This window comes from Amphibacillus marinus (assembly GCF_900110345.1).
In the GTDB taxonomy this organism is placed as follows: Bacteria; Bacillota; Bacilli; order Bacillales; family Amphibacillaceae; genus Amphibacillus_D; species Amphibacillus_D marinus.
On record NZ_FODJ01000013.1, the window covers coordinates 76626 to 99542 of the forward strand.

Consider the following 22917-nt stretch of genomic DNA (forward strand, 5'->3'; position numbering starts at 1 on the left):
TGAAGATAGGGTCAGACACAATTATGAAAATAAGTAATACACCACTTGTCGAGAAATAAGAAAGGTAGCAGGTTGCACGGCTATGAATTCTATCATGATTTACCAGTATTAACAGGGTGCCATATTTTAAAAGTTAAAGTTTAGGATGGTATAGTGCAAATTATATAAAGCCTTCACACGACTAAAACGCTATCCAGACGGACATTTTAATATATTTATTTCTTCTTGTATGTGGTTAGATAGGTATTAATAATCAATATAATGGTTAGCATAGCGCACCCAGCAATCCCATCGCTTTCCATGGACACGGCTTTGGGCTCAGAGGATGTGAGTCAGCTAGACGCTACGACATGATGTCGCGACACTCATCTAACATTCTCAAAGTGGATCTTCAGCTGCACTGGTCCCATAGGATTCTACGGGACTGCTGGGTGCTTGGGCGCCACTATTTTCACGACATAAGGAGTGAAAAAAGATCGTGCTTTCGTGCCGGTGAGTGAAAGCAAGTCCATTAGCTGACAGAGCGGGTTAATATTCTAGTCCCTCTCTTAATGTTCGTGTTTAGAACTAGTATAAGCAATTATGAAATTCATTCAATTGTTAGAGATTCAAAAAACAACTTTCATTATTATAAAATCATATGGTATAACATAATGCCCGTCGCAACACTTACATTTAACGATTCCGCTTGACCAATAATTGGAATATGAATACGCTTGTTGGCTAACTCTACATGTTGCGGTTGAACACCATTCCCTTCATTACCCACGATAAGCGCCATTTTTTCACTTTGTGGTAATGATTGAATGGGCTGTGCTTGCTCAAGTGTTGAGGCGCAAACAACAAAGCCTTGTTCTTTATGCTTAGCAATACTTTCAGCTAAATTGGCATGGGTAATTGCAATATGAAAAAGTGACCCCTGCGTGGAGCGAATTACCTTATCATTATAGATGTCAACAGTTCCCTCACCAAGAATGACTAAATCAAATCCAGCGGCATCTGCTGTCCGAATTATGGTGCCCAGATTGCCTGGGTCCTGAACGGCGTCGAGCATAACGACGCGGTTGACCCGCTTAGGTTCTAGTTGTTCCATATGTACAACAGCCAGAATACCTTGAGGTGACTTCGTTTGTGCCATATGTTCAAAAACATTGCTTGCCACTTCAATAATGGTTATGTCCGCAAGTTCAAGTTGGGTTGTGAACCCTTCAGCAACAATAACTGTTTCAATTCCCCAGCTGCTTTTTATTGCTTCTTCTATAAGATGCTCACCCTCTAATAGGAATTTCTGCTCCTGCTGGCGATATTTCTTTTTTTGCAGCTTGACAATATTCTTAATCGTTTCATTCTTAACAGATGTGATCATGTCGTTCATCCTTTTATAACAATTTGTTTTCTTAATCATACATATTTACCCCAATTCCGGTCAAACTATTTTTCAGAACGACTAAATTAAAATGAGGTGATCAAATGGATCTTAATTTAAGAAAGGCTATTCTAGCGAATGTGTCTGATAATAGTAAAGATGAACTTGAAGCAACGATCGTTGATGCAATTCAAAATGGTGAGGAAAAAATGCTCCCAGGCTTAGGTGTGTTTTTCGAATTAGTGTGGAAGCATTCTGGCGAAAACGAAAAGAATAGCATTTTGCAACTTCTTGAGCAGGGTGTTCAAACTGCTGGTGCATAGTTGATGACAAGACACTTTTATTTAAATAAAGTGAATCTTCAATTAGTGGTGGGGTTTACAGTCAGCTAACCTGCGATAAAGTGTCTTTTTTCATATTGCGCCTTGTCGATTATTGCTTTAAAATAGAAGGCAATAGTCATGTAATTAAAGGAGTAGTCAGATGGACATTCGTTTATTTCAAAGTATGCTTCAAGCGCAAACAACCGATAATCTTAGATTGCCAAGTAGCTCAAACAGCTCAGCGCTATTTAATGACTTGTTAATGACACAGATGCAACCACCCACTTTGTTAAATCCAATCGAGACCGGGCTGTCTATTCGAGAAATACTTGAAGGCAGACCATCATTATTAGCTCAGACAAGTGCTGTTACCACACCCGTTCAGGCAAATGTAGCACAAGATCTTGATGCGATTATTAAGGAAGCTGCTGCGACCTATCAAATTGATGAACGACTGATTCGTTCAGTTATTAAAACGGAATCTAACTTTAATCAGCATGCTGTTAGTCGAGCTGGCGCTGAAGGCTACATGCAACTTATGCCCCAAACAGCTAAAGGGCTTGGGGTAACTGATTCCTTTAATGCTAAACAAAATATTTTTGGTGGGACGAAATATTTACGTCAAATGCTAAATCGCTATAATAATAACACTACTTTGGCACTAGCTGCTTATAATGCCGGGCCGGGTAATGTCGATAAATATAACGGCATTCCACCGTTTACTGAAACACAAAACTATGTCAAAAAAGTATTAACGCAATATCAGGCCTAGTAACGAGATCAGCATGTAGATCTCGTTTTTTTATGGCCGTTTTCCTTGTTTGCCATCTTCAAACTGCAGATCCCAACTAAATACGTCACTGTCTGCCTTTTGCTGATAGGATAAATAAGCGCTAAAGACCTTTCCATTCTTACTCTTCAGCCCTTTGACGAACACTTTACCCTTGGCTAGGAGTTGCTTTGCCATGGTCTTAGTCACTTGTTTTTTAAAGCTAGCTAGAAATTTATCACGCTTCCAGATGACAAACTGACATCCTGCCTGCCAGTTGCTACAACCAAACCCTTTCTTACCTTCAATTATTGGATGATCGCAAAGTGGACATGTACCAACCTGTTCATTCTTGCTTGGCTCTTGTTTGCTAGGACGTGATAGGACTCTAATTGGCTTAGCCTGGTCTTCTTTTACAATGGCAACTGATTCTTTGGTGAATTGATAAATTTGGGTAAGAAATGCCTGCTTCGATAATTGATTTCTTTCAACATCATAAAGTGACTTTTCAAGCTGGCCAGTGAAATTGAGATCAAACAATTGTTTGATTGGAAAAGTCTGCACTAATTGCTGTCCTAGCGCTGTGCATTCAAGCTGTTTATTAACACGCTTAATATACTTAATATCAATCAGCTTTTTTATTGTTTCAGCTCGGGTAGCTGGCGTACCAATACTATAACCCTTCAACACCTCAACTAAGCCTTCCTCTTCCTGCTTGGATGCTTTGCCACAGGTCTCCATAACACTTAACAAGGTGCGTTCAGTATGCTTTTTGGGTGGCTTTGTCATATGAGTAGAGAGCTCCGATTGTGTAACCACTGCTGCCTCACCTTGGTACAGATCAGGTAAAAGGACATCCTTCACTTCAATGTGCTCAACCTGTTTCCAGCCCGCAACCTGCTGAATCCGCCCCTTCGTCACAAATATGCCTTTAAGTGCAAGACTCGGTATTTCTGTCCTAATAATGGTTTCATCATATTCAGCAATCGGCATAAACTGCATAATAAATCGATTTCGAATTGCTTCGTAAACGCGTTGCTCGTCTTGTGAGAGCCGCTTTGGTAACAGATAAGTTGGGATGATGGCACTATGGCTGTCTACCTTAGCATTATTAAAGACGCGCTTGTTTTTGAAAAAGTTTATCTCATCCCGATATGGCAACGCTTTGCTGTGCACCTCTAACACCTGCGCCGCTTTCTTAACTAGGCTTTCATCAAGGGCTGTGCTGGAGGTCCTTGGGTAGGTAATGTATTTTTTCTCATAGAGTGATTGAGCGACTTTCAACACCTTATCAGCCGTCCAGCCTTGAAAACGACTCGTGATATAGCCTTGGAGCTGAGAAAGATTAAATAGAGATGGTGGGTATTCCTTCTTGCGTTTCACTTGCTTTTCAGATACGACTGCTTGCTGATCCTTTAATTGACTTTCAATGGCTTGTAAAGTCGCTTGATCCGTAAATTTGTCCTTTTCCTCTGTATAAATCCCTTGATAGCTCTGCTTATCCTCTGGTTGAAAAGTAGCCGCTAGCTTGTAATAAGGCTCTGGTTGGAACGTTTTAATTTCTCGATCTCGGTCATAAATTATTTTTAAAGTCGGCAGAAGTACTCTGCCAATATTTAATACTTTTCCTTTTCCAGTTTGATATTTTAATGTGGCGACAGAGGTTAAATTAATACCGATTAGCCAATCGGTCCATTGTCGACTTAGACCGGCATTTAACAAAGGCCGTAGCTCTTGATTCGGCTTCAGTTCTACTAACCCTCGTTTAATTTCGGCAGGTGTCCATTCATTAAGTAATAGTCGTAAAACAGGCTTGTTTGTTTTACTCTTGTAAATAATACTGTCCCCAATTAGCTGACCCTCTCGATCATAATCGCAGGCAGAGATAATTTCCTTAACATCTTGCCGTCTAATTAAAGTATGGATTGTTTTTAATTGCTTAACGGCACCACCATCACGCTGCTTGCGATTTCTAGGATTAGCCTTTACCTTATACTGAAATGCAGTCGGAATAAATGGGAAGTTCTCTAGCTTCCAGCGCGCCATCTTCTGATCATAGTCCTTGGCATCATAAAGCTCAAGCAGGTGACCAAACGCCCAGGTTACCAGATAGCCGTTGCCTTCATAGTAGCCATCTTTTTTTGTCGAGACAGCCAGAGCTTCCGCAATATTTTTAGCCACTGATGGCTTTTCTGCAACAAATAATTTCATCATTTTACTCCGTTCTCAACAGGATTACTAATCTTCCTAAAGCTTATCATAGACTATCGATCGTCTCAACGGGATTGTCTATCTTTACTAAAATCACGCTAAACAGGCGGTAAAATAAGCTAATGTTTGTCTAAACTAAAAAAACTTGCCTTCATTAGTTCGAAAACCATGAAAGCAAGCTGGTTACATAAATCGTTTAATCAAATGTAATTGCTCTAACTGTGGTATTATCTAAGCCTTTAATGACCTCAACAATTAATTTTACAGCATGATCGAAATCATCCTGATGAATAATTCCGGCATGGGAGTGAATGTAGCGGGTCGCAATGCCAATGGACAATGCTGGTACCCCATTTGCCGTTAAATGAATCGAACCACTATCCGTCCCGCCAGCAGCGATAGACGCATATTGATAGGGAATATTATGCTGATCAGCTGTTTTGACGACAAAATCACGAACACCCTTATGCGAAATCATTGAGCGATCATAGACAACAATTTGTGGACCCTGACCGAGCTTACTATCTGCATCAGCTGCCGAAATCCCTGGTGTATCACCAGCAATTCCGGTATCTACAGCAAAGCCAATATCAGGCTGAATGGCATGTGCTGCTGTTTTAGCACCACGCAGACCAACCTCTTCTTGAACAGTGCCGACTCCATAAACGACGTTAGGGTGCTTTGCGTCTTTTAGCTGTTTTAGCACTTCAATTGCTACTGCACAGCCAATCCGATTGTCCCAAGCTTTTGCTAACAAGAGTTTATCATTCTTCATTGGTTGAAATTCAAAGTAAGGAATGACTGAGTCACCTGGTCTTACCCCAAACGATTCGGCTTCCTCTTTACTTGTCGCACCAATGTCAATAAACATATCTTTTATTTCATAGGGTTTTTTTCGAGCTTCCACCGGCATAATATGAGGCGGTTTAGAGCCAATAATACCAACGATATTGCCTTCCTTCGTTGCTACGGTTACGCGCTGGGCCAGCATTACCTGATTCCACCAACCCCCAATGGTTTGGAAGGATAAAAAGCCCTGATCATCTATCCGCGTCACCATTAGCCCAATCTCATCCAAGTGGCCAGCAACCATAACCTTAGGACCATTCTCATCACCGACTTTTTTAGCAATTAGGCTTCCTAAGTGGTCAGTAAACACCTCTGTTGCATAGGGTTCGATATGCTTTTTCATCACCTCACGCGCTTCTCGTTCGTTACCAGAGATGCCATTCGCCTCGGTCAATTCCTTAAACATAGTTAATTTATCATTCATTTATGTATGGCCTCCTTTTTCTAAATACCATTATAACGTAAATCTCAATTATCATAAAGGGAGCTTATTTAGTGGCAAAAAAAAATCCTTTGAAAAGCATATAAATACTTGGCGTCCTCATCATACAGATAAAAAGCCTCTTGGATATTAATGGGGCAAATGTCATCATTAATTCTAGGTACTCTTTTGGCAATGTGTAGGTTTTCTGATTGCCCTTATCCAGGGTATGAATTGTTTCCCTATTTAATAACTTTAATATGTCAATCTTAATGCTTGACTTATTAATGAATAATTTTCTTCGTATGGAAAATTAACAACTACTAGTAACTATTATTTTTTTTATGTTAATATATAGGTGGATAATAGGAGGGATGGAGGAACGCCAATGAGAAACAATAATCCAAATGAATTTGATCGTGCCTTTTTCGGTAAGCCTGGTTTTATGATTATTATCGTCCTTATCATTATCATTGTTAGTATTCTTTTAAATATCTGATTCCGCTAAAACTGGATTATCCGCATAATTCTAACAAATTTTTAGCAACTAAAAAACGAGCACCTCTTAATAGTGCTCGTCCTGCCGTTTAAAGTTTACTTCATTTTTTGCTAAATAGGCTGCTTGAATCGCCTGATCGTCAAAACCTAAATTCTCAGCTAATGTCAGGTATAAGCCGAATACGGTCAAGTAGCTTGGTTGTGTTTGATCATCCCTAAAATAATCAATGGCCCGATAAAGCTGATTAAACAAATCGGTTAAATCACCGGTAAATGGTAAATGATCAACTTGGTCAACAATAAAACCTTGATCAAGACCAAGTGAAAGGATGAAATGAATACCATCGACATATTCTTCTAAAATAACTTCTGCTGAGCTTGCTGGCTTTAAGCTCCAAAACTTAAAGCAACGTGTTTCATTAGCGAGTTCGCCTAGTTCTACGAATAAGGCAAGTATTTTTTGCTCAAACAGCTGGTCAGATGTCACGTGATGGTTAGTTTGAATATATTGATCTAGTTTCTGTTGCATTTCAAATAATGGTTTCCAGTTCAATGTCGACGCGCTCCTTTATTATCTCAAGAATTCTCGTAAACTTACGCCGTTTGACTTCTTTCTAAATACAAAGATTAATGGCACTAAGCTAATGCTTAATATGACTGTTGTCATTGGCGAAAAGCTCGTAATAGATTGGCCAATTGTCGTATAGACAATTGTCATTGGAATAACCGTAAACAATGATGACTCCATGTAAGATCGAAAATGATCTGATGATTCATAGATTAGAAAAGATAACAGATGAAAATGGATAAAAGGAATTAGTCTGAGGATAGCAATTTGACCAGTTGATAGCTCAGCATCCTGACCGACAACCTTTGCTTTCATTTTCGATAAACGCCTAGTTGTATTTGGCATAATACGGGCAAGCTGATAGAATAAAGCACTTGATAACATCACCCCAACAATAGATAGCAAAATCCCTGGAATAATGCCAAAAATTAAGCCTCCTGCAATAAAAATAACTAACACAGGGATAAATAAAATTGGGCGGATGACATGTAGTAAGATAAACACAAGAGGTGCAATTAAAAAATGTGTGCTCCTAATTAACTCAATATAAGACTCTATTTGTGCCACTTTATCATCGCCTCCCTTCGTATCTCTTCAACTTATGAAAAAAAATCACTGATTATGCTAAACCCAAAGTACCAGCACAGTCCAATAACGATCTGACAAATTAACAACAGGGGCAAACCTAGCTTAAAAGATAAATGCTTCGTTTTGTGCCGATAACCATACATACCCGTAAGCGCACCTAGTGAACCACCCAAAATGCTAATTGTCCAAATCATTCGCTCAGAAATTCGCCATTTATTTTGTTTCGCTCTCTGCTTATCTGTCCGCATTAGCAGTAATCCTATTATATTTATGATAATGATATAGGTAATGATCATGTTCATGGCCTACCTTTTTACGACTATTTGTTAAGTGATTAAACTTTACCATGAATTTGGCATAATGAAAAGAGTTGTCCTCTTAACTAAGAAAACAACTCTAAACGTTGAAAAGCTTATTTATTTAAAGCAGCTTTTGCTTGATCAGTTAATTGTGTAAATGCTTGTTGATCAGAAAGTGCTAATTCTGCAAGCATCTTACGGTTAACTTCAATACCAGCCAACTTCAAACCGTGCATTAAACGGCTGTATGAAAGATCATTTGTACGTGCTGCTGCATTAATACGTGCAATCCATAATTTACGGAAGTCACGTTTCTTTTGCTTACGATCACGATAAGCATATTGACCTGATTTCCATACTTGTTGCTTTGCTACTTTAAATAGGGCATGTTTTGAACCATAGTAACCCTTTGCTAGTTTTAATAAACGTTTACGACGCTTACGTGTAACTGTTCCACCTTTAACACGTGCCATTTTAATTCCCTCCTATATATCTAACCGAATCTATTAGTATGTCTTATCTTGGTAACATTTGATCAATACGTCTTTGGTCCCCAGCAGAAACGACTGCGCTTTTACGCAATTTACGCTTTTGCTTTTGAGACTTGTTCGCAAACATGTGGCTTGTGTATGCATGTGAGCGTTTAAGCTTTCCAGAACCTGTTCTTTTAAAACGTTTTTGAGTGCCTTTATGTGTTTTCATTTTTGGCATGAGTTGTTCCTCCTTAAAAGCATATGAATTAAAGCTTATTTTTCGTTGATAGGGGCGAGCATTAAGAACATGCTACGTCCGTCCATTTTAGGTCTTTGCTCGATAGTTGATAAATCCTTACATTCATCCGCCATCTTTTCAAGAACTTTTCTTCCAAGATCTTTGTGCGTAATTGCACGACCACGGAAACGAATTGAGACTTTAACCTTGTCTCCTTTTTCCAAAAACTTGCGTGCATTTTTTAGCTTGGTATTAAAATCATGATCTTCAATGCCAGGGCTTAAGCGCACCTCTTTGACATTAATAATTTTTTGATTTTTACGCGCTTCTTTCTCTTTCTTTTGTTGCTCAAATCGGTATTTACCGTAGTCCATAATTCTACATACGGGCGGCTTGGCCGTTGGCGCAACAAGAACTAAATCTAAATTGCGATTTCCGGCAATTTCCAAAGCCTCTTGACGAGATTTAACACCAAGTTGATCGCCATTAGAATCAATAAGTCGTACCTCGCGTGCGCGAATATTCTCATTGACATTCATATCTTTGCTAATAATCATCCACCTCCGTGATTTTTTAAAAGCGTCATGAACTATGACCTGCTGCTTTCATTTGAAAGCAACATGACCGTTGCAATGGTCAACTGACAAGCTTGCTGTTCGATTCCCAGTCTGATGGGTAAACCGTTCATCTGCTGGGCAAAATAAAAAAGTGTCGGTACTTTATGCACCCACACGTATTCTGTCATTATTTCAGAATCCTATGCTAACCTGACAACTACATTACTGTGTCGTTCAGGCGAGAAGCGGGTGCCTCTACTTGTCGATAGATCATATTCAATTTCACTCAAACTATATTATCATGCATTGCTTGGTAAGTCAACCCTTTTTTAACGGTCGTTCGAACATAAAGTATGAATAAGCACGATAGCTAATTGGGATCGCCAGCACAAGAGTAAAGAGTGGAAACATACCTTCAATAAAGAAAGAAACGAGAAACGCTAGTGCAGCTAGAAAAAAAGAACAATTACCCATTACGCTATTAATTGGTTGACCAGCTAAGAAAAAGCCCTTTCCTCTTTTTATATCTCTTGCATAGCAGAGTTCATGATAGGCCACCACGTCAAACAAGTGGTTGTCTGTTACTAATTCTTCTATACCTAGAATTTCGTCATTGCATTTTTCACAAAGAATCTTCTTTACTGTCATGATGTCACCTCTTAATCAAAAATAACAGAACATGCGCTAAAGAAAAAAATTAGCACATGTTCCCTTTTATTATTAGCTGTTTCTCATTGTTTTTTCATCAATTTCTTTCTTAATTAAAGAAATATAAGCATCTAAAGCAATTGTTTCAGATTGCTGCTCACCATAGCGTCTAACGTTAACAGCTTCATCTTCAACCTCTTTGTCGCCAACAACAAGAGCAAATGGGACTTTCTCTGTCTGTGCTTCACGGATCTTATAACCAATCTTCTCATCACGTTGATCAAGCTCAACACGAATACCTGCAAGTCTTAGCTTATCTTCAACTTTTTTCGCATAATCACTATGCACGTCTGGAGAAACAGGAATAATTCTTGCCTGAACTGGTGCTAACCAGGTCGGGAAGGCACCCTTGTACTCTTCGATTAAAAATGCAACAAAGCGCTCCATTGTTGACACGACACCACGGTGAATCACAACAGGACGATGATCCTTACCATCCTCACCAACATAAGTGAGATCAAAGCGTTCCGGTAAGTGGAAATCAAGCTGTACTGTCGACAATGTCTCATCTTTGCCTAATGCCGTCTTGACTTGAACATCTAGCTTCGGTCCGTAAAAAGCCGCTTCGCCATCAGCCTCAACGTAGTCAAGATCCATTTCCTCCATAGTCTCCTTCAGCATTGCTTGTGCTTTTTCCCACATCTCATCGTTATCGACATACTTTTCCTTGTCCTCAGGATCACGATACGATAAGCGGAAATAATAATTGTCAATGCCAAAGTCACGGTAAACGTTTTGGACGAGTTCAACGACTCTGATAAACTCATCCTTTAATTGATCTGGTCGCGCAAAGATATGCGCATCATTCAAGGTCATCGCTCGAACGCGTTGTAAGCCAGCAAGTGCGCCTGACATTTCGTGACGATGCATCGTGCCTAGCTCAGCGATCCGAACAGGCAGATGACGATAGCTATACAGCTGGTTTTTGTAGACCATCATATGGTGAGGACAGTTCATCGGACGGAGCACAAGGTCCTCATTATCCATCTCTAGCGTTGGGAACATATCATCCTTGTAGTGATCCCAGTGTCCACTTGTTTTATACAGTTCAACATTACCGAGAATTGGTGTATAAACATGCTGGTAACCCAGTCTTTCCTCGAGATCAACAATGTACCGCTCAATGCTCCGACGAATTGTTGCCCCTTTTGGTAACCAAAGTGGTAGACCTTGACCGACTTTTTGCGAAACAGTAAAGAGGTTCAGCTCTTTACCAAGCTTCCGGTGATCACGCTCTTTCGCTTCCTCTCTTAGCCGTAAATACTCCTCCAAATCTTCCTTCTTAGCAAACGCTGTACCATAAATCCGCTGGAGCATCTTATTGTTGCTATCACCACGCCAATAAGCACCTGATATACTGAGCAGCTTAAAGATTTTGATTTTGCTAGTAGATGGGACATGGACGCCACGACAAAGGTCAAAGAATTCACCCTGCTCGTAAATGGTCACCTTCTCATCAGCTGGAATTGCCTCAAGTAGCTCTATCTTTAAGTCATCACCAATTGCTTTAAAGCGTTGCTCAGCCTCTGCTCGTGAGACTTCTAGACGTTCAATTAATACATTCTCATCAATGATCCGCTTCATCTCTTTTTCAATTTTCGGTAAGTCCTCTGGCGTTAAGGCATCAGCCATGTCGATATCGTAATAGAAGCCATCCTCAATTGTTGGTCCGACCCCTAGCTTAACCTCAGCACCATATATTCGCTTTACGGCTTGTGCCATTAAATGCGCGGTTGAATGGCGCATAATCTCAATGCCCTCTGGCTGTTTATTGGTAATAATTGAAATGGCTCCATTAGCCGGTAACGGTGTTTTTAAATCGTAAAAAACGTCATCCAGTTTAACCGCCAATGCCTGCTTCCGTAAGCCTGGCGAGATCGACTGGGCAATGTCTTCACCAGTTGTCCCAACAGGAAACCCTTTTACTGTACCGTCTGGAAATGTGATGTTTAACTGCTCTGCCATACTACGTTCACTCCTTTTATAATTGTAATCGTTCGCTACGCACAAAGACGTCAATTAAAAAAACGCTCATCCCTCTGCGTAATCGCAAAGGGACAAGCGTTAGCTCGTGGTTCCACCCTAGTTCCCAACCATTCTTAACAAATAGTTGGCTTCATTAGCTCCGTAACGGGGAGAGGCGCTACCTCTTAGTTTTTTAAAAGAAAAAAATTCAGAAGTAGAGTTCAGAGGTGGTAATTATAAGTGAATTGACCAGGAAGCTTTCAGCAACACTTCCCTCTCTATTGATCATCATTCCTATAACCATGTCCTCATCAATACTTTTAAAATATGATATGCCTTGTATTATAAAAGGTTAAAAAATAAAAAGCAAGTCTATTTTTATATTTTAAACGCAATTTTCGTGATGATTACCTACAGTCTTTACATAGTAACCACTAAACTTAAATTAGTATGGAAAGGCATGTTCAGGACAAATAATGACCCGTTCTTCAAAAACATTTTGTAACGTTGTTAATATGGGGTCTGTTTGTGCATCACTATAAATGTACAAGTTCTTCGGATTCAGAGCAAGTAACGGACATAAACATTCATCATCATAGGAGAAATCATAGATATGTAGTGGTGTCGACATGATGAGTTGATCTAATTCATGATTTTGATAGCGTTTACCCCCATCTTGATAAATGCGAAGTTGATCAGCGTCTTGCTTTAAATAGCAAATAGCTCCAAGTGCTCGTTCCTTTACGAAATCTCGTAATGATTGCAGAAAGATTTGATAGCTTTCGTCTTGCTTTTTCTCGTCAATCGCACGGGCAACAACTTCATCAATCACCCAGTCCGCTTGATGATAAAACTGCTGAATTGTTAATTCGTAGTCATAGAGGTCTTTCTTGTCCTCCAGCTTGAAGTAACTCTGATAAGTGACATAAAGATCTGTCAAAAAGCTCACACCTTTATATTGCTCAGTTAACAGGATTTGCGCTGCAATCGCTAAAATTGTGTCAATTTCGTTAAAATCATAATAATAATAGTGATTAATGAGTCGATCCTTTAACGTTGAGCGCAGATCATAATAGAAAAACAGCTCTGCTAGCCAGTGTGATATCCGCTCAACATCATGATCAAATATCTCGATTTCCTGATCGTTAACTATGCGCCACATCAATTGTTGCTCTCTAAGTTTAATCCTTAGAAGATGTTGATCCATTTCATTTTTAAATTTAACTTTAACCATTTTTCATCACCCATCTCTTCTAACACTGTTACATTGTATGGGGTTGTCCAGAAAAAAATGATTAATTATCTTGTTTAAGCTTAACTTTTCTCAGTTCTTTTCTTGATGAGGCAAACAAATGGTGCCAGTGAATGTTTTTAATGATTAAATAATACCTCATTAAAAATCCCCTTCACTAACACCAAATATTAGCCAACCAAAAAAGCATGTCAGACATTTTATTGGGCTTAGCTAAAAGGTTAATCTTACTACCACTAGTCTTTGCCCTCAACCTGTCCAACTTGCTTCAACTTAGACATTCCTTCTATTATTCCCACTCAATGGTACCGGCTTACTAACCTGACGAATCCGTTCGACAATACGTCCTGCTTTAAGCTCTTCAATATCACCTCTAGTAGTCATTGATAAATGCTTCTCTAACTGCTCAAGCGAATAATTTGAGCTAAAGAAAACCGGCAAACCTTCCATCATTCGATACTGTAAAATAGAACCGAGTACCTCATCTCTAAACCAAGCTGAAATGGATTCTGCCCCAATATCATCAATCATCAGCACCGGTACTTTTTTAAATTGATCGACCTTTTCCCCAACAGAATCATCCTTAAATGATGACTTTATTTCTCTAACAAATTCGGGCATATAAATGAGCATCGAGCTAATGTTACGATCAGCCAACTTATTAGCTATGGCACCGAGAAAATAGGTCTTACCTACACCAAACGGACCGTAAAAGTACAGACCTTGACTTGGTAGTTCATTGTCTACTTGACTTAAATAGTTCACCATCTCCTCGATTGCTTGATGCCGTTCAGAGCTCCTGCTATCAATATTCTCCATGCTGGCTTTTAGGATGTCCTTTGGCATATAGAGACTTTTAATTAATGCTGATCGCTGCGCTTGGATCTCTTTTACCTTAGTGTACTTACATTTTTCATAAGTAATATGAATATTAGCATCCTCAATATGGATAATCGGTTTATAGCCTGGCAGAATATTATGCTCACAGCCTTTAGGACAATTCGCACAGTCCTTGTTTTGTGAGTAATATTCATATAGCTTAATCAACTGACGGTCAATTGCACGATCGTCTAATGCTGGATGTTTATTGATGATCTGCTTAATCTCTGAATCAGTTAAAATTTCACTGCGCATATTTTGATAGACATCTTGAAAAGATTGCTTTTCTTTCATCCATTTCTTTAGTGATGCTTGAATCGACTCCATCAGCTAACCCACCTTTATTTATTAATTTTTTTTACTATTAAAAGCTGCTAACAGTTCAGCCGCATTTACGCCGGATCCTGATTTTAATTCTGCTGGTTGTTTAGCCTGTTCCTGCTTTTGCTTTTTAAACCAGTCGGGCACAATCTCTTTGCGACCGTTTGATTTTGAGTAGTTTTTCGTCGTTGGTTTACCCGTATGCCAACCCTGATATTTTTTATGCTCTGACTTAGCTAAAGTCATTGCTTGTTGAACCGTCTTGACATTCTTACGCGCCCAATGGCTTGCTATCTTTTCTAAATAAGATTTTGATAGCTTCATATCAGATTTTAACATAACGTAATGAATAAGCACATTCATTACGCCCGGATTAAGACCTTGGTTATCCATAATGGTTGCAATCATTTTTAAATCTTGGCTGGCGGCTTGGTTTCCGTTAGCAAGATCCTCTAGTAATTCCTTAGGACTAATTGCTTCCATTCGCTCAATAAATTGATCCTGCTTAGACTTCTCGCTGTCAACAGGGGTAATCATTGCTTTTTCACGACGATTATAACTGAGTGAGCCACTAATAACTGTGCCAACTAAGTCAAAGCAAACCTGCTTAAATTCTTCTCGATCAAGTTCATGCTCACTAGTGACTGACCATTGGATCGCTTTCTCCACTTGTGTGTTAGATAGCTGATAGAGGGCAACCATTTGCTGAATAAGCTTGCGATTATGTTCAGATAATACTTTATTTAATGGCAACATCCGCGCAGCTAAGGACTGCTCAAGCCATGACCAATCGACACTATCCTTACTTAGCTGAGGTGTCGCCCCCTTTGACTGCGAGTCAAAAGTAACAGCTTGATCTGACTGTCTCAAACCAAGGTAACTATTCTGAAATACTTCAGTGAAGGGCACCGTTACCTCTTGCCCTACCTGTAATTTAGCATTAGCGCTGTCCTGATACAAGCCCGCTAATACATTAAACTTGTCTTCGCCAATTTGATGATAAAGCAGCTGACTTAACAAATCATCAGCTAAAAAGTCAGCCGGTATACTGGGATAATTCAAGCTATATTGGTAAACAGTATCGTTGTCCGTATCCTTTTGGTAGGTCCTAATTAAGCCAATTGCTTCACATTTAAGTCTTGCTTGATAAATCTCCGTTAGTGGCTGATTTAATAGTTGCATCAAATAATGATGTGAGGCTAACTGTTTAGAGCTAGGTATATGGATTAATGTCATATAGAGGGCTGTTGCATGCATCCCAATAATTGGCTGATAGAGTTGGTATATTGCTTGATAGTGATCTGCTTGTAACACGTATGAACCAATAATTTGATAGCCATCGCTAGGTAATAGTTTACCAATTGATTGATGCATCGTCATCCCCCTTCCTACTGTTTACTATAAAATAAATCATCATATGAAAAAGAGCCAATCTGGCTCATTTTCTAATCTGAGTGTTTAATTAGCTCTTTTAATTCATCTAAAAAAACATTAATATCTTTAAACTGTCGATAAACAGAGGCAAAGCGCACATATGCAACTTCATCAATATTAGCTAAGCCATCCATAACTAATTCGCCTACTTCATTACTTTCAACCTCTGAGGTGCCACGACTACGCAACTCTTTCTCGACAGACAACGCTAAGTTCTCAAGTCGTTCTAAAGAAACGGGTCGCTTCTCGCAGGCTTTAATTAAACCTCTAATTAGCTTTTCTCGACTAAATGCTTCTCGAATTCCTTCTTTTTTTACAACAACCAGGGGAATCTCTTCAATCCGTTCAAAGGTGGTAAAGCGGTAATTACACGCTTCACATTCGCGACGTCTGCGAATGGCGTCGCCACCCTCAATTGGTCTTGAATCTAATACACGAGTATTTTTATCTTGACAGTTTGGACATCTCATTTATGTTTATTCCCCCTTAGAAAGTTAAATTTCCCTGCTGTTTATTAAGTCTATAAGACGCCTGTGTATACTAATTCACTCGGTCTAATGGTGTCATTTCAGACTTAAGCTCTTGATAGAACTTTGTAATCAGGTTATGACTAAATCCAAGGTCAAACAAGCTTCCTTCTGTAGTAACTGAAAAATCAACTGCTGTCTGTAACGGCCTCACCATAATAATGGTCACAATGACAAAGGCTTTTCTTTTACCTTTGAAATTGATCGTTATTTCACCATGGTCTTTAGAGGTAGCCATAACCTCACAGCCTGGTTTTCTTTTGAAATACTGTGTCACTACATCAAGTGCTTTATCCTTCGTCGTTTTATAATACTTACTACGCAAATTTGGATCCCAGTGTTTTTCCAAAGTTTCTGAATGATTATTAAAATATTTATTAAAGGTTTCTTTAAAGCCCATTACGACACCCCATTAATCTAAATTTACTATCGACAAAAAAGTCCAATTCCACCTTATATTTTAACATGTTTTGGACAAGAAAACGATAACAATGCGAAAGTTCTCTGCTATATTTAAATAAAGCGGCTCAGATGCGTTTACTATTACTGTAATGGAAGCAATAATTACCACAACCATGAGCATGTAGTTAATTCTGGTCACTAAACTGGTTTACTTTTATCAAACTAGAAGCAAAATAACTTCTTTTTCAAAAAACAAAACGAGCAAATTAAATATGCCAGTTCTGTTTGACTAAAAAGAAATAGTCCAAGCAGAAAACGGATATTCTAAATGCTCGTGTCTTTATTTAAATTAAAAGGTTATTAAAGTGCTTCTTGAACAGGCACTTTAATTGGTCCAAGCCCTCGAGGAACTTCAACCTTCTCTAGCTTCTTAGATTGTAGGCTGTCTGCAATATAATTACATGCAACATTTGGATCAATTATATCGCCACATGTGTAAACATCAATGCTTGCATAGCCATGCTCAGGAAAGCTATGAATGGTTAAATGAGACTCCGAAATAATAACCACACCACTAACACCTTGTGGCGCAAATTTATGAAAGGCAACTTCTCTTACTTCAGCACCAGCTTTAAGCGCTGCATCAACAAAAATTTGTTCTATTCTTCCCATATCATTTAAAATCTCAATGTTACAATCCCACATTTCAGCAATTACATGTCTTCCCATTGTATCCATAATAAACACTCCCCCATTTTTACGTAATCAAAAATGATGTCTGGTTTGCCACGGGGGAAAGTTAGTCCAAAGAGGTCCTAACCCTTTAAGCAATCAGAGGATCATTTTCCTGCTGCTAAATATAACATGTACAAAGATAATCAATTTATGCACATGCAGAAAAAGTATATATCGAAATTGAGGGTTTGGCAAGATTTTTTATAACTTTTTTTATTTTTTTGTTTAATGACAGAAAATTAAAAAAGCAATAACCAATGACAAAACGTTAACCCTAAGGTAATAATAACGCTAACAGCAAATCAAATTGCTTTTTAGTAGCCAATTTTGTCCCATTGTTATCAATAATATAGTCAGCCCATGCTTTTTTTTGGTCAATACTAAGCTGTGCATTTATTCTTTTTCTAGCAGCTTGCTCATCTATTTGATCACGCGCCATTAAACGGGCTAATTGGTTATCAGGGGTTGTATAGGCAACGACAACACAGTCTACTAAATGAGTCAGCTTACTTTCAAACAGCAATGGAATATCTAAAACTACGATTGGATGATGTTTCTTGACCAATTGCTCTTTTCTCATCTTTAGCTCATCAAAAATAATGGGATGAACGATTTCATTTAATGCTGCTCGACTCTCCTGGTTATTAAAAATAAGCTTAGCTAACTGCTTACGATTAATCGTGCCATCAGCTACTAATATCTTGTCTCCAAATGTGGTAATAATATCGTAATATGCTTTTTTTCCTGGTTCAACAATTTCGCGCGCGATTTGATCTGCATCAACCACAGGAATGTGTGCTTCAATAAAGAGTTGAGCAATCGTACTTTTCCCCGTTGCAATACTTCCTGTTAATCCGATAACAATAGCCATCTATGCCACCTTCTTTAGTTCAATTTCTAGAATATAAGCCTGCTAATTGCAAGCATGATTAGTAACAGTCCTGGGAGATAGCGAATTAGACTTGGTAGTGCTTTGATGGCACACTTCTCACCAAGGCGAATACCAAGAGTTAAAAAAAGCATTGTTGTTACAGAAATGACCACAGATGCCCAAAGCGATACACCAGCTAAAGAAGCACCCATACCAGCAGCAACGGCATCAATTGATAATGCTAGTGCTAACCAAAAAGTTTCCACTCCGGAAATATGACCGGAATGGTCTAAATCCGCTAATGAAGGCTGCTTTAAAATTTCAATAACTAGGCCGATACTTTTTAATTCAAAACGGTATTTTCTTTGTACTTGTCTTTTTGGTTCTGGCTGATCAAAGGTAAAGAAACTATAGCAGCCTAACCCAAATAAACAAGCAGCACCTAAGTATCGGGTAAATTGTTCTGTTAGTACAAGCGTCAGTAGTTGACCTAGCATCATGGACAGACCAAAGATCACACCTGAGCAGATTCCGATCCAAACCACGACGTTGGCCGGAAGTCGCAATTTCTTCAACCCATAGCCAAAGCTAACCATAAGGCTATCAAGGCTAACAGCAACAGCTAAAATAATTAAGGAGAGTATATTCATCATCTCCACAAGCACCCTCTCCAAGTTTCTATAATAAAACTCAGATTAGTATATGGGCACTTGAAATAAGATGTGAAGATTAGAAATTCTTCCTATTTTAGGCTAACTTGTTTGTTGACAGCTAGGACAGAGATGGGTACCCCTGTTTGCGACTCTAATTTTTTCAATTTGATTGCCACAGCGCATGCATGGTTTTCCAGTTTGCCCATAAGCATAGAGCTGTTGTTGAAACATACCCATTTGACCCTGACTATTCAGATAACTTCGAATAGTAGTCCCACCCTGTTTTACAGCCTCCGTTATTGTCGCTTTTGCTTCTTGTAAGATAGTCGCTATTTCAGTTCGCGTCAATGATGCCCCTGTTCTAAGCGGATGAATTTGAGCACGAAATAATGCTTCGTCAACGTAAATATTCCCTAAGCCTGCAATGACAGCTTGATCGAGCAAGATATTCTTAATAACCCGTTGACTTCTCGTTATTTTAGGAGCTAAATTCTCTAAATTATAGTGGTGCTCAAATGGATCAGGTCCTAATTGATTAAGGGGCCGATTAACACGTTCATCACCTTTCTTGAAAACATGCATCGTACCAAATTTTCTAACATCATGATAATGGAGACTCTTGCCACTATTAAAATGGAACAAGATGTGGGTATGTTTATCAGCTTCCTCCTCTGATGGGTGAACTGCATATTTGCCTTCCATGCGCAAGTGAGATACGAGTGAATAATGATCTAATTCAAAAATTAGAAACTTACCTTTACGATCAATCTCTAATATCGTTTCATTGGTTAATAGCGCTTGAAACTTTTTGGCATCGTCTGGTTGTTTAATTATTTTGGGCCAATGAATATCTATCGTGGCTATTGTTTCATTTAGCACGAGCTGCCTTAAGGTTTGGCGCACCGTTTCTACTTCTGGTAATTCAGGCATTTCCTCTTCCCCTTTGCTTATTTAGCATCGTACCATGATTCGCCATAAGCGTAATCTACTTTTAGCGGCACTGCTAATTTCACAGCCTGCTCCATTGTTTCAGGGACAAGCTTCTTTAAAATATCAATTTCTTCTTTTGGCGCTTCAAGGATTAACTCATCATGAACTTGTAGCAACAATCGGGACTGTAAGCCTTGATTCTTAATTGCTTCACTTAAATGAAGCATTGCTTTCTTAATAATATCTGCTGCACTTCCCTGAATAGGTGTATTCATTGCCGTGCGCTCAGCAAAGCTACGCAAATTAAAGTTTCGGCTGGATATCTCAGGAAGATAGCGCCTGCGCTGCATTAAGGTTGTGACATAACCATCCTGCTTCGCTTGTACGACAATATCCTTCATATAGGCTTGTACACCTGGATAACTCTCCAAATAACGATCGATAAAAGCCTTCGCTTCTTTCCGCGTAATTCCTAGATTTTGTGACAAGCCGTAGTCACTTATGCCATAAACAATCCCAAAGTTAACCGCTTTTGCTTGCCGACGCATTAAGCTATCGACCTGCTCAGCTGCAACATGAAAGACATCCATTGCTGTTTGAGTATGAATATCACGATCCTCTTGAAATGCTGTAATGAGCTTATCATCATTAGCGATATGGGCAAGCACGCGTAATTCTATTTGAGAATAGTCAGCAGCGAAGATTAACCAATCTTGCTCACTTGGAATAAAGGCCTTTCTAATCTTTCTACCTTCTTCAAGCCTTATTGGGATATTTTGCAAATTAGGATCAATTGAGCTTAACCGTCCAGTTTGCGTTAAGGCTTGATTAAAACGGGTATGAATCTTGCCATCCTGATGAATCACTTTTAATAAGCCCTCAATATATGTGGATTGTAATTTACCTAATTGCCGATACAGTAAGAGCTTCTCGATAATTGGATGCTTATCCGCAAGCTGTTCGAGTACATCCGCCGATGTTGAATAACCTGTTTTTGTTTTCTTTATCACAGGTAGTTCTAGCTTTTCAAATAAGATCGGGCCTAGTTGCTTTGGTGAGTTCAAGTTAAACGCCTCACCTGCAAGCTGATGCACTTCCTGCTCAATAGCAGCTAAGCGGTCCTTCAATTCAACCTGCATAACTTCAAGCTGCTCTCGATCAACAGCAACCCCTGTTGCTTCCATTCCGCCTAAAATAACCGCTAAAGGCAATTCAAGCTCTTTTAGGAGTTCAACCTGCTGATTGTCTTTGAGAATCGTCTCTGCTTTCTCCTTTAAAATATACAATGCTTTAGCCTTTCTTGCCAAATGATCAGCTAGTTTAGGTTCTTCAGGAATGGTTAACTTTGCCCCTTTACCATAAACTTCTTCATCATACAAAACTGCTTCGTAGCCTAACCGATGACTAATAGCTGGAATATCATGATTATTTTCAGATGGGTTAATTAAATAAGAAGTTAACAATAGATCAAAGGTCAAGCCCTTCACCTTGATTCCGTACCTTAATAAGGCAACTGTTACTTGTTTTGAGTCAAACGTTATTTTATTCATCGTTGGATCTTCTAGCCATTGCTTAAAATCGTCAGATGCTAAAGCTGTATCAGTTGAGATAAAATAATTCTCCTTCTCATTGGCAATTGCAAAACCAATGATTGTCGCATTATGATAGTTATCCTCCACCATCTCAACGACGAATGATTCGTGTCCAGTGAACGGGATCTGTTTAATCGCATCGACACGAACCACTTCAAGTTTAGAAAGCTCAGCCTGTTCGTTAGCTTGATCATCATCACTACTAATTGTGCTAATTAATGATTGAAAGCCTAGCTCTTTAAATAAAGGTAGCAACTTACTGGACTGGTTACCTGAGTATGTGACGTCAGCTAACCCTATTTCAATCGGTGAGTGCTGATTAATGGTAACTAACGCTTTGCTCATAAAAGCAGACTCTTTGTGCTCTACTAATTTTTCTTTCAACTTTTTCCCACTTACTTGATCAAGATTATGATAGATATCATCAAGGGTGCCAAATTGCTTAAGTAATTTAATCGCCGTTTTCTCTCCTACTCCAGGAACACCGGGCACATTATCAGAGCTATCACCCATTAGTGCCTTCATATCAATAATTTGATCTGCTCTTAGTTCTAATTTCTCATACAGAAAAGCAGGTGTGTAGACGTCAACCTCACTTAGGCCTTTTTTGGTAATTTGAACGTTTGTCTGCTCTGAGACAAGTTGAAGCATATCCTTATCACCACTAATGACTTGAACCTCAACACCGGCATTAACAGCCTGCTTTACTAATGTACCAATGATATCATCTGCTTCATATTGCTCAAGCTGGTAATGTTTAATTAAGCTCGCCTCAAGTACTTCTTTAACTAAGTGAAATTGCTCAGATAACTCGGGTGGGGTTTTTTGTCTACCACCTTTATAGTCTTTAAACGTGTTATGGCGAAATGTTGTTTTCCCTGCATCAAAAGCGACCAACATATGTGTCGGTTTCTCATCCGCCAATACTTTAAGTAGCATTTTGGTAAAGCCAAACACGGCGTTTGTGTATACACCTTTATCATTACTCAGTAATGGTAATGCAAAGAAAGCTCGATATAATATACTATTACCATCAATCAGCACTAGTTTTTGCTTAGTTGTCATAAATGATCTCCTTTTCTCCTTCTTCTTTCTATCTAGTTTACCATGTTTTAATCAATTAATAAAAAAACACGAAATTACCTTTTGAACTGCCCCCTGTCAAGTAGACAGTGGAAATAATAAAAAAGATTTATGCGGCCATCGCTCTATATTCCATAGGGCTAAGGCCGTTTAATCTTTTTTGGTATCTTTCATGATTATAAAAATGGATGTACGCATCTATCGCGGTAGTAAGTTCCTCAAATGTCTTATATTTATGTAAATAATACTTCTCACATTTCAGTGTCCCAAAAAAGGACTCCATGGGTCCATTATCAATACAACGACCCACTCGTGACATGCTTTGTGTCATCTTTGCCGCATCTAGCTTACGTTTGAAGCCTTTAGAGGTATATTGGAATCCACGGTCACTATGGATAAGAGGGT

The 22917-nt window shown here is 38.9% G+C and carries 24 protein-coding genes and 2 other annotated features; of the genes, 2 read left to right on the top strand and 22 right to left on the bottom strand.

Annotated elements, in window-relative coordinates:
* Window positions 1–628: 628 nt before the first annotated feature.
* On the bottom strand, window positions 629–1405 hold the full coding sequence (locus BM000_RS14850; RefSeq protein WP_245751697.1) for a TrmH family RNA methyltransferase: 777 nt from the start codon (window positions 1403–1405) through the stop codon (window positions 629–631).
* A 65-nt stretch (window positions 1406–1470) separates the two neighbouring features.
* On the opposite strand from BM000_RS14850, the gene sspI reads away from it, so the two are divergent.
* The gene (sspI, locus tag BM000_RS14855) at window positions 1471–1689 is read left to right on the top strand and encodes a small acid-soluble spore protein SspI (protein ID WP_091499911.1); all 219 of its coding nucleotides are present in this window, start codon (window positions 1471–1473) and stop codon (window positions 1687–1689) included.
* 160 nt (window positions 1690–1849) lie between these two features.
* Window positions 1850–2461, top strand: a complete 612-nt coding sequence (locus tag BM000_RS14860) for a lytic transglycosylase domain-containing protein (protein ID WP_091499912.1) — start codon at window positions 1850–1852, stop codon at window positions 2459–2461.
* A gap of 30 nt (window positions 2462–2491) precedes the next feature.
* On the opposite strand, the gene BM000_RS14865 is transcribed toward BM000_RS14860, so the two are convergent.
* The 21 genes from BM000_RS14865 to BM000_RS14965 all read right to left on the bottom strand — a co-directional run.
* A complete protein-coding gene (locus BM000_RS14865; protein ID WP_091499913.1) occupies window positions 2492–4669 on the bottom strand; it encodes a type IA DNA topoisomerase in 2178 nt (725 codons plus the stop codon).
* 196 nt (window positions 4670–4865) lie between these two features.
* Window positions 4866–5942 (bottom strand): M42 family metallopeptidase, encoded by a 1077-nt coding sequence (locus tag BM000_RS14870; RefSeq protein WP_091499914.1) that lies wholly within the window; start codon window positions 5940–5942, stop codon window positions 4866–4868.
* 562 nt (window positions 5943–6504) lie between these two features.
* Complete coding sequence (locus tag BM000_RS14875; protein ID WP_091499915.1) at window positions 6505–6990, bottom strand: dUTP diphosphatase; 486 nt, start codon at window positions 6988–6990, stop codon at window positions 6505–6507.
* 18 nt (window positions 6991–7008) lie between these two features.
* A complete protein-coding gene (locus tag BM000_RS14880) occupies window positions 7009–7572 on the bottom strand; it encodes a TVP38/TMEM64 family protein (protein ID WP_091499916.1) in 564 nt (187 codons plus the stop codon).
* A 32-nt stretch (window positions 7573–7604) separates the two neighbouring features.
* A complete protein-coding gene (locus tag BM000_RS14885; protein ID WP_091499918.1) occupies window positions 7605–7895 on the bottom strand; it encodes a DUF1294 domain-containing protein in 291 nt (96 codons plus the stop codon).
* 110 nt (window positions 7896–8005) lie between these two features.
* A complete protein-coding gene (rplT, locus tag BM000_RS14890; protein WP_091499919.1) occupies window positions 8006–8365 on the bottom strand; it encodes a 50S ribosomal protein L20 in 360 nt (119 codons plus the stop codon).
* Window positions 8366–8408: 43 nt separating this feature from the next.
* Window positions 8409–8603 carry a 50S ribosomal protein L35 gene (gene rpmI, locus BM000_RS14895; protein WP_091499921.1) on the bottom strand — a complete coding sequence of 65 codons (195 nt, stop codon included), beginning with the start codon at window positions 8601–8603 and terminating at the stop codon, window positions 8409–8411.
* 35 nt (window positions 8604–8638) lie between these two features.
* The gene (gene infC, locus BM000_RS14900) at window positions 8639–9142 is read right to left on the bottom strand and encodes a translation initiation factor IF-3 (RefSeq protein WP_143063947.1); all 504 of its coding nucleotides are present in this window, start codon (window positions 9140–9142) and stop codon (window positions 8639–8641) included.
* Between the two features lie 157 nt (window positions 9143–9299).
* Window positions 9300–9427: a sequence feature (ribosomal protein L20 leader region), on the bottom strand.
* 51 nt (window positions 9428–9478) lie between these two features.
* Window positions 9479–9808, bottom strand: a complete 330-nt coding sequence (locus BM000_RS14905; RefSeq protein ID WP_091499925.1) for a hypothetical protein — start codon at window positions 9806–9808, stop codon at window positions 9479–9481.
* A 72-nt stretch (window positions 9809–9880) separates the two neighbouring features.
* Window positions 9881–11833 carry a threonine--tRNA ligase gene (gene thrS / locus BM000_RS14910; RefSeq protein ID WP_091499926.1) on the bottom strand — a complete coding sequence of 651 codons (1953 nt, stop codon included), beginning with the start codon at window positions 11831–11833 and terminating at the stop codon, window positions 9881–9883.
* A gap of 85 nt (window positions 11834–11918) precedes the next feature.
* Window positions 11919–12157 (bottom strand) — a binding site (T-box leader).
* Between the two features lie 121 nt (window positions 12158–12278).
* Window positions 12279–13067, bottom strand: a complete 789-nt coding sequence (gene ytxC / locus BM000_RS14915; RefSeq protein WP_091499928.1) for a sporulation protein YtxC — start codon at window positions 13065–13067, stop codon at window positions 12279–12281.
* A 291-nt stretch (window positions 13068–13358) separates the two neighbouring features.
* Window positions 13359–14291 (bottom strand): primosomal protein DnaI, encoded by a 933-nt coding sequence (gene dnaI, locus BM000_RS14920; protein WP_091499929.1) that lies wholly within the window; start codon window positions 14289–14291, stop codon window positions 13359–13361.
* 21 nt (window positions 14292–14312) lie between these two features.
* Window positions 14313–15659, bottom strand: coding sequence for a replication initiation and membrane attachment family protein (locus BM000_RS14925; RefSeq protein WP_091499931.1), 1347 nt, complete (start codon window positions 15657–15659; stop codon window positions 14313–14315).
* Window positions 15660–15730: 71 nt separating this feature from the next.
* Window positions 15731–16189, bottom strand: coding sequence for a transcriptional regulator NrdR (gene nrdR / locus BM000_RS14930; protein ID WP_091499932.1), 459 nt, complete (start codon window positions 16187–16189; stop codon window positions 15731–15733).
* Window positions 16190–16259: 70 nt separating this feature from the next.
* The gene (locus BM000_RS14935; RefSeq protein WP_091499934.1) at window positions 16260–16646 is read right to left on the bottom strand and encodes a cytosolic protein; all 387 of its coding nucleotides are present in this window, start codon (window positions 16644–16646) and stop codon (window positions 16260–16262) included.
* Between the two features lie 362 nt (window positions 16647–17008).
* Window positions 17009–17386 carry an adenosylmethionine decarboxylase gene (gene speD, locus BM000_RS14940; protein WP_091499936.1) on the bottom strand — a complete coding sequence of 126 codons (378 nt, stop codon included), beginning with the start codon at window positions 17384–17386 and terminating at the stop codon, window positions 17009–17011.
* A gap of 271 nt (window positions 17387–17657) precedes the next feature.
* Window positions 17658–18254, bottom strand: coding sequence for a dephospho-CoA kinase (gene coaE, locus BM000_RS14945; protein ID WP_091499938.1), 597 nt, complete (start codon window positions 18252–18254; stop codon window positions 17658–17660).
* A 26-nt stretch (window positions 18255–18280) separates the two neighbouring features.
* Entirely contained in the window at window positions 18281–18907 is a 627-nt protein-coding gene (gene ytaF, locus BM000_RS14950; RefSeq protein ID WP_091499951.1) for a sporulation membrane protein YtaF, read from the bottom strand.
* 99 nt (window positions 18908–19006) lie between these two features.
* Complete coding sequence (gene mutM / locus BM000_RS14955; RefSeq protein WP_091499940.1) at window positions 19007–19837, bottom strand: DNA-formamidopyrimidine glycosylase; 831 nt, start codon at window positions 19835–19837, stop codon at window positions 19007–19009.
* Between the two features lie 17 nt (window positions 19838–19854).
* Entirely contained in the window at window positions 19855–22494 is a 2640-nt protein-coding gene (gene polA / locus BM000_RS14960; protein WP_091499941.1) for a DNA polymerase I, read from the bottom strand.
* Between the two features lie 127 nt (window positions 22495–22621).
* A partial coding sequence (locus tag BM000_RS14965) for an IS3 family transposase (protein WP_143063920.1) occupies window positions 22622–22917 on the bottom strand: 296 nt, incomplete at its 5' end.

Coding starts and splice junctions, on each gene's coding strand:
- rpmI (WP_091499921.1), bottom strand. CDS start 8,603: ATGCCAAAAATGAAAACACATAAAGGCACTCAAAAACGTTTTAAAAGA.
- rplT (WP_091499919.1), bottom strand. CDS start 8,365: ATGGCACGTGTTAAAGGTGGAACAGTTACACGTAAGCGTCGTAAACGT.
- BM000_RS14860 (WP_091499912.1), top strand. CDS start 1,850: ATGGACATTCGTTTATTTCAAAGTATGCTTCAAGCGCAAACAACCGAT.
- dnaI (WP_091499929.1), bottom strand. CDS start 14,291: ATGGAGTCGATTCAAGCATCACTAAAGAAATGGATGAAAGAAAAGCAA.
- BM000_RS14865 (WP_091499913.1), bottom strand. CDS start 4,669: ATGAAATTATTTGTTGCAGAAAAGCCATCAGTGGCTAAAAATATTGCG.
- nrdR (WP_091499932.1), bottom strand. CDS start 16,189: ATGAGATGTCCAAACTGTCAAGATAAAAATACTCGTGTATTAGATTCA.
- polA (WP_091499941.1), bottom strand. CDS start 22,494: ATGACAACTAAGCAAAAACTAGTGCTGATTGATGGTAATAGTATATTA.
- coaE (WP_091499938.1), bottom strand. CDS start 18,254: ATGGCTATTGTTATCGGATTAACAGGAAGTATTGCAACGGGGAAAAGT.
- infC (WP_143063947.1), bottom strand. CDS start 9,142: ATGAATGTCAATGAGAATATTCGCGCACGCGAGGTACGACTTATTGAT.
- BM000_RS14935 (WP_091499934.1), bottom strand. CDS start 16,646: ATGGGCTTTAAAGAAACCTTTAATAAATATTTTAATAATCATTCAGAA.
- ytxC (WP_091499928.1), bottom strand. CDS start 13,067: ATGGTTAAAGTTAAATTTAAAAATGAAATGGATCAACATCTTCTAAGG.
- mutM (WP_091499940.1), bottom strand. CDS start 19,837: ATGCCTGAATTACCAGAAGTAGAAACGGTGCGCCAAACCTTAAGGCAG.
- BM000_RS14905 (WP_091499925.1), bottom strand. CDS start 9,808: ATGACAGTAAAGAAGATTCTTTGTGAAAAATGCAATGACGAAATTCTA.
- speD (WP_091499936.1), bottom strand. CDS start 17,386: ATGGATACAATGGGAAGACATGTAATTGCTGAAATGTGGGATTGTAAC.
- ytaF (WP_091499951.1), bottom strand. CDS start 18,907: ATGATGAATATACTCTCCTTAATTATTTTAGCTGTTGCTGTTAGCCTT.
- BM000_RS14870 (WP_091499914.1), bottom strand. CDS start 5,942: ATGAATGATAAATTAACTATGTTTAAGGAATTGACCGAGGCGAATGGC.
- BM000_RS14850 (WP_245751697.1), bottom strand. CDS start 1,405: ATGATTAAGAAAACAAATTGTTATAAAAGGATGAACGACATGATCACA.
- sspI (WP_091499911.1), top strand. CDS start 1,471: ATGGATCTTAATTTAAGAAAGGCTATTCTAGCGAATGTGTCTGATAAT.
- BM000_RS14925 (WP_091499931.1), bottom strand. CDS start 15,659: ATGCATCAATCAATTGGTAAACTATTACCTAGCGATGGCTATCAAATT.
- BM000_RS14885 (WP_091499918.1), bottom strand. CDS start 7,895: ATGAACATGATCATTACCTATATCATTATCATAAATATAATAGGATTA.
- thrS (WP_091499926.1), bottom strand. CDS start 11,833: ATGGCAGAGCAGTTAAACATCACATTTCCAGACGGTACAGTAAAAGGG.